The sequence below is a fragment of the Paenibacillus hamazuiensis genome (assembly GCF_023276405.1).
Classification (GTDB): Bacteria; Bacillota; Bacilli; order Paenibacillales; family NBRC-103111; genus Paenibacillus_AF; species Paenibacillus_AF hamazuiensis.
In genome coordinates, this window is sequence record NZ_JALRMO010000001.1 from 306,501 (window position 1) to 319,547 (window position 13,047).

The following is a 13,047-nucleotide window of genomic DNA, read 5'->3' on the forward strand; positions in this document are numbered from 1 at the left end:
TTCATCGACATTCGATATATCCGAATAGATGAGTCTGCCTCTCGGCCGTTTGATTGGCTGCCGAGGCGGCTCGTTTTTTGCGGACGACCGGTTAATATGGAATTGGTGAGGGAACTATTGCGTTTTCGACGATTATTGATTATATTGGTGTATATAGTTAGATAATCTAATTAGTTATCCGGAGCTGATGATTATGAAAGGAAAACCCGCCAAAGATTTGTCGGCAGACGGACAACTGCCCAAGCTGGGGATCCGGCCTTATGTAGACTTGATGGACAGAACGGCCGGAAAAGATACGGACCGGACATCGGCACGGCTCGGATTGATGATGCTGTGGCTCGGCGATAACATACTGGACCTGATGGACGAGGAGCTGGCACCGTTCGGCATTACCGAGAGCAAGCTCGACCTGCTGCTGCTGCTCACGCTGCATGAAGGCAGGGAGCTGGTCACGCCTTCGGCGATTGCGGACCGGCTTGGCATCCGGCGGGCTTCGGCGACGGCTTTGCTCGATTGGTTGGAGAAGCGGGGCTGGATTGCCCGCGGGCAAAGCGCCAAAGATCGCCGCATGGTTCATGTCGCCATCACCGCGGAAGGCCGGGAACTAGTGGGCAAAGTTATGCCGGCATTCTGGTCGGCTTGCGCTTCCCTGGCAGGCGAGCTGGAGCCTGAGGAGCGGGCGGCGCTCGAGAGAATTGCCGCAAAGCTGAACGAAAAAATAGAGAAAAGGCTGGGAGTGGGGCGATAAATTTTTTTTCGGATAATAGTTAGATTATCTAATTATAATCGCTGCATAAGGGCATATATTCTCGCTCAAAGCTTCGAAAAAGTTCAGAAAGAGGTGTTATGAATGGCAAGAAATTATTCCTTGATGACCGCCGTCTTATGCTGGTCCGGCCTGGCGGTCATGTCGAGTCTGTACGTTACGATTCCGCTTACCGCGTTGTTTGCCGGGCATTTTGGCGTCACCATGACGCAAGCTGCGGCTGCCGGCAGCGTGTACTCGCTCGGATTCGCGGCCGGATGTCTCGTTTACGGTGCCGTATCCGACAAGTACGGGAGGAGGAAGGTCATCGTTATCGGACTTATCGCGTTGACCTTCGTCTCGCTTCTGCTTGGAACGGCCGACAGCTTTTCATCGATTATTGCGCTTAGGTGCTTGCAAGGTGCGGCGGCGGCGACATTTTCTCCTGTCGCTTTGGCTTATGCGGTAGAGATGTACCCTCCGGAGAAGCGTGTGACGGCGATCGGTTTTATCAGCACGGGTTTTCTGGTTGCCGGCATCGTCGGTCAGGTCGTCAGCAGTTTGATCAGCGAGTTATACGGCTGGAATGCGGTATTTTATTTGCTGGCCGCCGTTTACGCGGCCACCGTGATGCTCGTGCTCAGGCTGCTGCCCAAAGGCGAGATTCAGAATGCAAGCGCCCGGATATCGGAGCCGCTCGCGCAAATCGGAAAAGTGTTCGGACAGAAACAGCTCGTCTTTTGTTATATCGTTGCGTTAGTGCTGCTCATGACATTTGTCAGCATGTACACAGTATTGGGAAGTTATTTGACCGGACCCGAATTCGGATTGAACAGCCGGCAGGTTCTTTACATTCGTTCTGCGGGCGTTTTGGGAATGCTTGTTTCTCCTTTCGCAGGAAGGCTGGCGAGACGCTTCGGGGTCCGTACGGTATTGCGAGGCGGGCTGCTTGTCGCGGCAGCGAGTCTCGCAGCGATGGGCGTCACCCCCGATTTGTCCTTTCTCGTGTGCGTGAGCCTGGTGTTTGTGGCAGGAATCGCGCTCTCCGTGCCGTCGCTTATTGCCCTCGTCGGACAATGGGGCGGCAAAGCACGAGGGATTGCCGTTTCGGTTTACACATTCATTTTGTTCGCGGGCACGAGTGTGGGGCCGGTCTTATCGGTTCGTTTGATGCAAATGGGCAGCTATTCGCTTACATTTGCCTTGCTGGCGCTCATCCTCGGTGCCGGATTGCTGGCCGCTTGTTTGATTCGGGGGGATGCGTCGGAAAAAACGACGGCAGGCTGAAAAAGCCGCAGGTTCTTCTGCGTTTTCCGCCCCGGTTGATTGGCGGGCTGTCGAATACGCCAATCCATTCGTTATTTTGTGTGATTTTTCGAATACGATAGTTGGATCTGGCGCAAAAAGAAAAATTATATCTGATTTTTCATACATATTGCTCGATTTTACCGTGGTAGGGCATGTATGTATATGATTTTTCATGTATATTGGTCTGATTTATGATCCTAGAGTAACTTTTATGCGATTTTTCATACAGAATCAACGAGTAGAATCGTCGTTAAAACCAAATACGAAGCAGGAATTTTTGTTGCTATATTCGACTAGACCGGAATCCCTTGTGCAGCATGGGTTCCGGTCCTGTTTTTGCTTAGGAAATAATGCGGAGCTAATTTTTTGGATAACGAGCTTGTTCAAGCTTCGCTCTCCTGCTCCGCCTGTTCCCTGATATCGGCCAGCTTGATCCTGAACTGCTCTCCCCAAGTTCTCATGGCGAGGATGATGGGCTCCAGCGTCCTGCCGAATTCCGTCAGCGAATATTCGACTTTGGGCGGCACCTCCTTATACACTTCGCGATGAACGATGCCGTCGCGCTCCAGTTCGCGAAGCTGCAGTGTGAGCATAAATTGCGTAATCCCCGGGTGAATGCGCCGGAATTCGTTGAATCTTTTCGGGCCGTCGATCAGGTGATACAGGATGATTCCTTTCCATTTGCCTCCGATCACATCGAGGGTCGTTTCAACCGGACAACCTTCCCTGTCCGCAAGGTCCGCATATCGGCTTCTTCGAACGCTCATAACCCCTTTATCCTCCCAATAGTTTGATTTTTAATACTATATAATAAAATTCTGCGTACTTTTCAAAACCAAGTATACATCATAAGATGAGTTTGTAATAGACACCCCCTTTGAAAGGATGAATACAAATGAACCGTTCCCAAACCATGAAAGCCGTAGGGTATTACCGCACGCTGCCGATATCCGATCCGGAATACCTTGTCGATCTCATCGTAGATAAGCCGGTCCCAACGGGGAAGGACATATTGGTGAAAATCAATGCGATCTCCGTCAATCCTGCCGATGTGAAAACCCGGGCCGGAGGCTACAACGACCCCAACACGCCCAAGATCATCGGCTGGGACGCGGCGGGAGTCGTGGAGCAGGTCGGGCCCGACTGCACGATGTTCAAGCCGGGCGATGAAGTATATTATGCCGGCGATGTGGACCGCCCGGGAAGCAACAGCGAATACCAGCTTGTCGACGAGCGGATTGTCGGGAGAAAGCCGGCGTCGCTAAGCTACGCGCAGGCCGCGTCCATGCCGTTAACGACGTTGACCGCGTGGGAAGCGCTGCATCACCGCTTGGGGATAAGCCGGAACGAACAGGAAAACCAGGGTCAATCGATCCTGATTATCGGCGCTGCCGGCGGCGTAGGATCGGTAGCGACCCAGCTAGCGAAGCTCGCAGGGCTGACCGTTATCGGCACGGCTTCGCGGGAAGAGTCGTCCCGCTGGGCCCGGGAACACGGAGCGGATCACATCATCAATCACAGAGAAGCATTCGGTCCGCAGCTTGCGTCGCTTGGCTTTGACGCCGTCGATTATATTGTCTGCCTGAACGATACGGTTTTGCATTGGGATAACATGGCCGAAGCGATAAGGCCACAGGGGAAAATTTGCTCCATCGTTCCGGCGGGGAAGCCGGTTAATATGGACGCGATTTTTTTCAAAAGCGTTTCGTTCCATTGGGAGCTGATGTTTACCCGGCCGAAGTTTCAGACCGGCGATATGACGGAGCAGCATCGTGTGCTGAATGCGGCGGCCGATTTGATCGACGCCGGAAGGTTGAAAGAGACGATGACGCGGCGGCTTGAGCCGATCAACGCAGCGAACCTGAAATTGGCGCATGAAAAATTGCTCGCCGGCGACATGATCGGCAAGCTGGTTTTGGAAGGCTTTTAAACCGTGCTGCAAACGAATGGAGCTAACCCGAAGAGGGGGCTCCTTTTCGGCGTTTCCGCCTGCCTGGAGACAATTGGCTCGCATCGGCAGAATTCGGATAAGCGGCTGAAATGAGTTTATTGAGCTTGAAGCCCATCGCCGGTATAGTGGATTCGAATCAGTCCGCGTGCGGATATCGTGTCGCCCGGACCGGCACTTTCATAAGACTCGCTAAAGGATAGCAGCCGGACGAAGCTGCACTTTGCAGCGAGCGATTATGAAAGCGTAAACAATAAAAAGGAGGTAAGATGATGATGAAATGCTGGGGAACGAGGTGGACTTCCGCATTCGTCGCAGCACTGCTTTTGCTGGGCGGCTGGCTTCAGGCAGCGGTCATTCCCGCTGAAGCGGCCGGTACGGGCTTGGAAGCTGCGGGGACGACCGGGACAGCAGGGACTGCAGGAACAACCTATTACGTCGATGCAACCGCAGGCAGCGACAACAATTCCGGCATAAGCGAGAGTTCGGCGTGGAAGACGCTGGGGAAGGTCAACTCCACCGTATTTCAGCCGGGCGACCGCATACTGCTTAAGTCCGGGGAAAGCTGGGAAGGCCAGCTGTGGCCGAAGGGCTCAGGCAGCGCGGGCAGCCCGATCGTGATCGACCGTTACGGGACGGGAGACAAACCGAAAATCGGCGGTAATGGACTGGTGAACGATGCGGTGCGCCTGTTCAACCAGGAGTATTGGGAGATCCGCAATCTGGATATCTCCAATGCGAAGCCGGCCACCTCCACTCCGGGCGAAAATTTGGGCGATTACCGCGGGATTCATATTTCCGGAGACAACAGCCGGCAGCTCAGTTATTTCCGCATCAGCGGAGTCGACGTGCATGACGTGACCGGGGAAATCAACTGGATCAGCGGCACGCAGCCGGATCCGCCGGAGCCGGGCATCCGTTTCAAAACCGGCTGGGACGGTTCGAAAAAAACGGGCGGCATCGTGTTCGATACGACCGTGCCAGACATTTTTAACCCGCCGAACCAGGCTACGGTGATCAATGACGTGGTCGTCGAGAAATCGACGATCCGCAATACTTCTTTTGCCGGCATTACATTTAAGCAGTATACCGGGGACGGTAAAAACGAAAATGGAGAAACCATTGCGACGGCGACCGGATGGGGCACCCGCGCGAATGCATCCGATCCGAAATTTACGCCGCATACGAATATCGTCATCCGCGACAATTTCATCACGCAGGAAGGCACCGCTTACGGCTGCAACGGGATGTATTTGACCAACATTCGCGGCGGCCTTGTGGAGCGAAATGTCGTCTACCGCGCCGGTACTTCCGGCATCGAAACGTATTACGCCGACGACATCGTCATCCAGCACAACGAAGTGTACGAAACGCAGCAGAAGGCGGGAGGCGCCGACTCGAACGGGATCGACCCGGATAAGGGGACAACGAAAATCCTGATCCAATACAACTACGTCCACGATAACGGGGACGGCATTCTCATCTGCCAGTTTTCCTTCGGCAATACGGTCATCCGCTATAACGTGATCAAGAGCAACACCCGCTACCCGATTTATTTGCATTCGGATGCGGCGGCGGTGGCGGAAGTGTACAACAATACGATTTACAACGACAAAAGCAATTATTTGATCTACGGCTACGGCAGCTCGCTTAACGCCAAATACAACATCCGTAATAACAATATTTACTCGACGCAGGCCGGTGCCGTCTTAACGACAAGCAGTACGATTGTATACGAAAACAACAACTACTACGGCGCTGCGCTGCAAATACCGCCGGGCGATGCGCTCGCGCTCCAGGTCGACCCGAAATTCGCCGGGCCTTTGACAGGCCCTTCCGGCACGGCCGAATCCGGCCCGAGGCTCGACTCGGCGCTTGGCTTTCGCTCTCAATCGGGCGCGCTGACGGTGAATACGGGCAAGGCCGTGCCGGAGAACGGGGGCGTGGATTACGCGGGCCGCGCTTTATACAACGGCTTGCCGGATATCGGAGCGTTTGAATATTATACGGCGGAGGGAAAGCTTACGGAATCCGTGAACGGACGGGTCAAAGACGGCACCGGCAGGCCGGTGCCGGGAGCCAAAGTGACTCTGATGTCCGGCGGCACATCCTACACGGCATTGAGCGATGCGAAAGGATACTATTCGATTGCAGATGTTCCTTTTGCCGAAAATGTGACGTTAACCGCGGAAAAAGCGGGTTATGACGCGGGAACGGCTGCTGTTTCCGTGCAGCCGCCGAACACGGTGACGCAGGACCTGACGATCACATCGAACAGTCCGTTCGGAAGCGTAACCGGCCAGATCCTCGACGAGCGCGCCGACCCGCTGGCGGGCGCATCGATCGCCGTCATGTACGGATCGGAAGCGGTCGCTTCGGGAACGTCCGACGGCAGCGGCATCTTCAACCTGGCCCAAGTGCCGATCGGCGAAGGCTATACGGTAACAGCATCGAAGGAGGGATACCGGAACGCGGAGCGCGGCAATGTGACCGTTTCGCCCGGCGGCGTAACGGATCTGAAGCAGCTGGTTGTGGCAGGCCGCACGGCTGAAGTGGAATTTTTCCACCGGTTTAACTCGCTGGCAACAGGGGGAATAAGCTCAGGAGGCGGACTCACCGTAAGCTCCAGCGGGGGGAAAGTCGAGGTGGTCGAATTGCCGGGCGCGGAAGATAAAAGCGTGAAGCTCACCCGCTCGGCGAACAGCGGCAGCACGAGTTTGTCGCAAACATTCCCTGCCCCGCTCAAAGGGATAGTGACGATTGAAGCGGATATAATGAGAAACGATCCGTACGTTTCCGGCAACAACTGGTTCGGCGTACCGTACGTGTACGGCAGCGCAAATACGAGCCCCGGCGTCAGCGTGGCTTTCAGCAAAAACAAGATCAGAGCCTATAAAGGAACCGCCGACACGGAGCTTATGGATTATATGTTGGGCCGATGGTACAACCTGCGGATGGTTGTGAATACGGTAAACCAAACGTTCGATTTGTACATCGACGGCGCGCTTATCATCGACGATGCCGCATTCCGCAGGGATATGCCGGATATCGGCAAAATCGACTTTTATGCGAACAGCTCGAACTACGGCAGCGTTCATGTCGACAACATCCGAATTACCCAAGGCATCGGGTACGGGAAAAACGACGCCTTGTTGATCGGCCTGACGAGCAGCGCCGGAGCGCTCAGCCGTCTGGACGAGACGCGTTTTGCGATCGATGTCCCCGGCGACCGGGAAAGCATTTCGCTTACGCCGACGGCGGGCAGCCCTTTCGTCAAGGCGATTCTTGTGAACGGAATCCCGACCGCAAGCGGAACGGCGTCGGCGGACGTCCGGTTGACAGGGGATCAAACGGTCATTCCCGTCGTCGTCACAGCGGAGGATGGGATAACGCAGCGAACCTACACCGTAACGGTCAACCGGTTTTCTCCGGCGATGGATTCCTCGTTAAAGCAGCTGGCGATCAGCGTAGGGACGCTTATGCCCGAATTTAACAAGGACATCACCTTGTATTCGGCGGCGGTTCCTTTTGATGTGCAAAATATAACGATCACCCCGACCGCCGGTTACGAGCTTGCGGACATCACGATCAGAGGCCGCACGGTCGTCAGCGGCAAACCGTCCGCTCCAATCCCGCTCGCCGAAGGGGATAACCCGATTGAGATCTCGGTCGTTTCTGCGGACGGCACCGCAAACACGACGTATACGGTGATCGTCAAGCGGGAAGCGGCGCCTTACGGGCAGATCGCCGGTATCGTCAAAGATACGGACGGCGGCCTGTTGGCCGAAGCGGAAGTCGTCTTGACCGCGGAAGGAAGCGGCGACCGCAAAACGGTTACAGACGCCAGCGGCGCCTATTCGTTTAAGGACGTAACACCCGGATCGAATTACACGGTCACGGCTTCCAAGGCCGGATATGACAGCGCGGCGGTTAGCGGCGTGACGGTGGCACGGGGGCAGACGACGAATGTGAGCGTGTTGTCGCTGGCCGGCCCGCCTCCGGTTTTGAAGGTTCACCAAACGGGCGGAACGATTCGTACGGCTTCGGTGGACATCACCGGACTGCTCGATAGGCCTGCCGTCGTTACGATCAACGGCAGTCCCATACCCGTAACGGCGGATTTGAAGTTTGCCAAGACGATTCAGCTGCAGCAGGGCAGCAACCGTATCGTCATCGAGGCGATTGCCGCCTCCGGCAAAAAGGCCGTTCCGGTAACGCTGGATTATTTCGTAGATTCGATCGCTCCTGTTATTAAGCTGAATCAGAGCGGCGGAACGGTGCGAGAGGCGGTCTACGTCCTTTCCGGCACTGTAAGCGAACCGGCCTCCGTTACGGTAAACGGTGCGCGGCTTCCGCTTGCGGACGGACTGAGCTTCAACGCCAGCGTTACGCTTAAGGAAGGGGATAATACGTTTGTGTTCCAAGCGGTCGACACTGCCGGCAACGATTCCGCACCGGCAACCATTCACTTGGTGCTGGACACGACGGCGCCCGTCATAAGATTAAACGAACCGGGGAGAAAAACGGGCAACCATTACAACGTCGATAAAACCGCATTAACGGTCACCGGCCGGTTGAGCGAACCGGGTGAGGTATATGTGAACGGTGTGAAGGCGGAAGTGCGGCCCGATCTGACGTTTACGGCCACCATCGAGCTGAGGCCGGGTATGAACCGGATCGAGGCCATGGCCCGCGATCTGGCAGGCAATGCGGCGGAGCCGGCCGGTTACAACGCAGTGCCTTCGGGCGCAAAGCCGTAAGTTAAAATGAAAAATGCCCGAGCCGGAGCTCGGGCATTTTTTCGTTGTATAGGAAATTATGCGAGGCCAATTTTTGTGGATAACCGGGGGCTCCCCCAGAAGTAATCGGAATAGGCTACAGAGGATTACTTCACTTCTGGGGGATTTGATCCGGTCATGCATGGCATCCTTTTTTGCCACCCGATTGCCTGCCGCTTTAAGCCGCGGTGCGCCTGCGCAGGCCAAAAGCCGTGACGGCCAGGCCGAGGACGGACGCGGCAATCGGCACGAGCAGAGCCGTACGGTAGCCGTCAAGCAGCGACTGCGTCGTTCCATCGGGAACGGTGGCGGCGATGTTTACGGCGGTCACGACGGCAAGACCGAGCGCCGCGCCGAACTGGAAGGATGTGTTCAGAAGACCGCCGGCAAGCCCTTGCTCTTCTTCCGAAATTCCGTCCGTAGCGGCGATGGTGAGCGGACCGTAGGTCAGGGAAAAGGCGAGGCCGGTTAGAATCATGGTCGGAAACATAGCTGCGTAGGTCCAGTCGAGGCCGATCGGCAGGAACAGGGCATAAGCTGCGGCGGCAAGGCAAAAGCCGCCGAAAATAACCGGTATGTTGCCGAAGCGGTTCACGAGCCGCGGCGTCAGCGTCGGGGCAAGCACGGAATCTATGCCGACTGCGAGCAGCGCGAGACCGGTTTCGAGCGACGACCAGCCGCGCAGCTCCTGCAGGTACAAGACGGCTACGAATTGGAAACCGAAAAATGAGCCGGCAAACGCCATCGCGCCAAGGTTGGCCCGAACCAGCGAGCTTGTGGAAAGAATGCCGAGACGCATCAGCGGTGAGGCGGAACGCCGCTCGATCGCCGTGAAGGCCGCCAGAAGCACGATACTGCCGGCAAATATGGCGATCGTCCAGCCCCATCCCATGTTGGGCGCCTCAACCACGCCGTAGACAAGGAGAAGCATCGCTCCCGTCACAGTGATCGCTCCCGCAAGGTCGAAGCCTCGCGCGGAAGGCGCCGGCCGGCCCGAATTCGGAATGAGACGGATGGCGGCGAGGAAGATTACAAGCGCCAGAACAACCGGGCCGTAAAATACCCATCGCCAGCTGATTTCGCTTAACAGGCCTCCGACGACGAGTCCGAGGGAGAAACCGGCTGCCGCAGTCCCGGCATAAACGAGCAGAGCTTTGTTGCGGGCAGGACCTTCGGCGAAGCTTGTCGTGATGATGGATAAGCCGGCGGGTGTCATAAACGCCGCGCTTACGCCAGTAACGAACCTGGCAACGATCAGCATCCAGCCTTCGCTCGACAGCCCGCCCAAGCCGGAAAATACCAAAAATATGCCGAGCCAGGTCAGAAACATTTTCCTTCGTCCAAACAGATCCGCCGCCCTTCCTCCGAGCAGCATGAAGCCGCCGTAGCCGAGCACGTATGCGCTCACTACCCACTGCAGCGAGCCGGTGGACATGCCGAGTTCGGAGCGTATCGACGGCAGGGCTACGCCAATCATCGATACGTCGATCCCCTCCAGAAAAATGGCGCCGCACAGTACGAATAATAAACCCCATGATACTTTGCTTGTATTTAAGTTGCTTTGAGTTTTTTCCCTCATTGGGTGTTCGCCCCCTCAGTAATGTAATCCGGCCGCCGGCGAAACGGTGAAATTGGAGCGCCGGTTGTCGTCCCGGCATAAGGAGATTATGCATCATATAGTCAATTTGGAGAAGTACGCACTTTATTGTGCCATTAATACTAAATGGTGATATAGATACCAAAAGGTACCGCCAAACTCTCCTGGCGAAGTAACTCGAAGATGCGCATTCGTGGTTATATTGAGGCGTTTGGTGCGAGCGGACCAGTTGCTACGGAATTTGCTGCGAAGCTTATCTTCACTTTGCGTGGCGGAGCAGCGGTCGGTTCATCCTTGAGGGACATCGATTCAACATCCCCCCTGGCAGCACGGGGCCGGTCACCCGCCGTGCAATGCCGCAGCTCGCGAAAATTTTAACGGTTGCCACAGAGGTTATTGCAGGCAAATTGCGGATTTTAAAATGCTAACGGTTCTGGTTGAGGTTATTTGGGAAATAGGGTGATCTCTTAACGGATAATCCTTTAAATAAGCTCGCTGGAGACCGTTAGAAATTGAAAATGATCATTTTGAGCCAAATAAGCTCCACCACAACCGTTACAGTTTACGAACGGCGTTCGGGCCGTGACTTAACCCTTCACTTTATCGCCAATAGCCGACGTTAAAGACCCGCCGAACGGTCGAAAACCCCCGCCGTATCAAGGAAACGGAAATCGGATAGGGCGGCGGAAATGAGTTTATTGCCGGACTCAAGGCCCCCGGATATAGTGTAAATTGTTCAGCCCGGACCATAGGGCGAGAGGGAAGGAAGCTGCAGCGATCACCCGGGAAAGACACAGAGATACAGAAGGAAGGGATGGCAATGGAGAAGCATCCGGCTCAAGTGACGATAAAGCCGTCGGTTCCCGTACTGACGGGGCGGCGCCGACGGGCCGTTTTTTTGCAGGATTACCAGCTGTATTTGCTGATCGGGCTGCCGATCGTTTATTTTCTGCTGTTCAAGTACGTTCCGATGTACGGAGCGGCGATTGCGTTTAAGGACTACAACATTTTTCAAGGCGTGCTCGGCAGCGAATGGGTCGGATTCGACAATTTCCGCCAGTTGTTTGCGATGAGCCAGTTTTACCAGGTCGTCCGCAATACGCTGCTGCTCAATGTGCTCGATTTGCTGTTTTCGTTTCCGGCGCCGATCGTGCTGGCGATACTGCTGAACGAGCTGCGGGTAGTGTGGTTCAAGAAAGCGGCGCAGACGATTTTGTACCTGCCGCATTTTATTTCGTGGGTCATCATCGGAGGGCTCGTTTACCAAATGTTCGCTAACAACGGCGGGCTTGTAAATAATCTGATTCAGGCGCTCGGCCTCCAGCCCATTCCGTTTCTGACGGACAAAAACAACTGGGTGCTCGTCTATCTCGGCACAGGCATCTGGCAGAGCGCCGGTTGGGGAACGATCATTTATTTGGCGGCGCTGACCGGCGTGAACAAGGAGCTGTACGAAGCGGCGGAGGTGGACGGAGCGGGCAGATTGAAAAAAATATGGCACATCACCTTGCCGGGCATCCGCTCGACCATCGTCGTCATGTTGATCATGCAGCTCGGCCATATCATGTCGATCGGCTTCGAGCGGCCTTACGTGATGAGCAACCCGCTGGTGATGGACTATGCGGAGGTCATCAGCACGTTTGTGTACAAAGCCGGTCTTCAGTCGGCACAGTTTTCGATCGCGACGGCGATGGGTCTGTTCCAGGCGTTCATCGGCATGATCTTTGTCATCAGCGCCAATGCGGTCGCCAAAAAGTTCGGGGAGCAAGGCATATGGTAAGGGGGCGAATCAAATGACCACAAAAATAGCGCCGCAGCGGATCGCCGACGCCGTCATCATGCTGATCGTAGGCATCGCCCTGATCGTATGCCTCGTGCCGTTTCTGCATATCCTGTCGATCTCGCTGAGTTCAAAACAAGCGGTACTATCGAATATCGTGACGATTTTTCCCCGCGAATTCGATCCGGAGGCGTACCGCATCGTGTTCCGTGACGCCGCGATGCTGAGAGCGATGGGCGTCACCATCTTCCTGACGGTTACGTTCACGGCGGTCAGCATGATCATGAGCATTTGCGCCGCCTATCCTTTGACGAAGGACCGGCTGAAAGGAAAATCCTTTTTCATGCTGCTGATCGTATTTACGATGTTTTTTAGCGGCGGGCTGATCCCCGAATATTTGCTGGTGAAGGAGCTCGGGCTGCTCAACAGCCTGCTGGCGCTCATCGTGCCCGGCATGATCAGCGCATTTAACCTGATTATCCTGAAAACGTTCTTTTCCTCCATTCCGGCGAGTCTGGAGGAATCGGCTTATCTGGACGGCTGCTCGCATATCGGCATTTTGACCCGCATCGTGCTGCCGTTGTCGCTGCCGGTGCTCGCAACGCTCAGCTTGTTTTACGCCGTCTCCCGTTGGAACGGATTTATGGATGCGCTGTTTTACATCACGGATTCCCAATTGTTCCCGATCCAGCTCAAGCTGTATCAAATCATCATGAACAGCATGACCACGGATTTGACCGCGCAGGAAGGAGCCGCTCAGACGGAGGTTGTGCCCGAAGGACTGAAGGCGGCGAGCATCATGTTCGCGACGACGCCGATTCTGATCGTCTATCCGTGGCTGCAGCGGTATTTCGTGTCCGGCATCATGATCGGAGCCGTCAAAGGATGATA

Annotated in this window: 8 protein-coding genes; 6 read left to right on the top strand and 2 right to left on the bottom strand. The window is 55.4% G+C overall.

The window, feature by feature from the left end; translation table 11 throughout:
* Positions 1 to 193: 193 nt before the first annotated feature.
* Together MYS68_RS01225 and MYS68_RS01230 are read left to right on the top strand one after the other, a co-directional pair.
* Positions 194 to 748: a MarR family winged helix-turn-helix transcriptional regulator gene (locus MYS68_RS01225; RefSeq protein WP_248924071.1), complete on the top strand. Its 555-nt coding sequence runs from the start codon at positions 194 to 196 to the stop codon at positions 746 to 748.
* Positions 749 to 850: 102 nt separating this feature from the next.
* Positions 851 to 2,032, top strand: a complete 1,182-nt coding sequence (locus tag MYS68_RS01230; RefSeq protein WP_248924072.1) for an MFS transporter — start codon at positions 851 to 853, stop codon at positions 2,030 to 2,032.
* 404 nt (positions 2,033 to 2,436) lie between these two features.
* On the opposite strand, the gene MYS68_RS01235 is transcribed toward MYS68_RS01230, so the two are convergent.
* Complete coding sequence (locus MYS68_RS01235) at positions 2,437 to 2,820, bottom strand: winged helix-turn-helix transcriptional regulator (RefSeq protein WP_248924073.1); 384 nt, start codon at positions 2,818 to 2,820, stop codon at positions 2,437 to 2,439.
* Positions 2,821 to 2,948: 128 nt separating this feature from the next.
* On the opposite strand from MYS68_RS01235, the gene MYS68_RS01240 reads away from it, so the two are divergent.
* Both MYS68_RS01240 and MYS68_RS01245 read left to right on the top strand, forming a co-directional pair.
* On the top strand, positions 2,949 to 3,983 hold the full coding sequence (locus tag MYS68_RS01240) for a zinc-binding alcohol dehydrogenase family protein (RefSeq protein WP_248924074.1): 1,035 nt from the start codon (positions 2,949 to 2,951) through the stop codon (positions 3,981 to 3,983).
* A gap of 290 nt (positions 3,984 to 4,273) precedes the next feature.
* Entirely contained in the window at positions 4,274 to 8,761 is a 4,488-nt protein-coding gene (locus tag MYS68_RS01245; protein ID WP_248924075.1) for a carboxypeptidase regulatory-like domain-containing protein, read from the top strand.
* Positions 8,762 to 8,957: 196 nt separating this feature from the next.
* Here MYS68_RS01245 and MYS68_RS01250 read toward each other — a convergent pair whose 3' ends face one another.
* Positions 8,958 to 10,358, bottom strand: coding sequence for an MFS transporter (locus tag MYS68_RS01250; RefSeq protein WP_248924076.1), 1,401 nt, complete (start codon positions 10,356 to 10,358; stop codon positions 8,958 to 8,960).
* Between the two features lie 838 nt (positions 10,359 to 11,196).
* On the opposite strand from MYS68_RS01250, the gene MYS68_RS01255 reads away from it, so the two are divergent.
* Together MYS68_RS01255 and MYS68_RS01260 are read left to right on the top strand one after the other, a co-directional pair.
* Complete coding sequence (locus MYS68_RS01255) at positions 11,197 to 12,156, top strand: ABC transporter permease (RefSeq protein WP_248924077.1); 960 nt, start codon at positions 11,197 to 11,199, stop codon at positions 12,154 to 12,156.
* Between the two features lie 13 nt (positions 12,157 to 12,169).
* A complete protein-coding gene (locus MYS68_RS01260) occupies positions 12,170 to 13,045 on the top strand; it encodes a carbohydrate ABC transporter permease (protein ID WP_248924078.1) in 876 nt (291 codons plus the stop codon).
* The last annotated feature ends 2 nt before the right edge of the window (positions 13,046 to 13,047 follow it).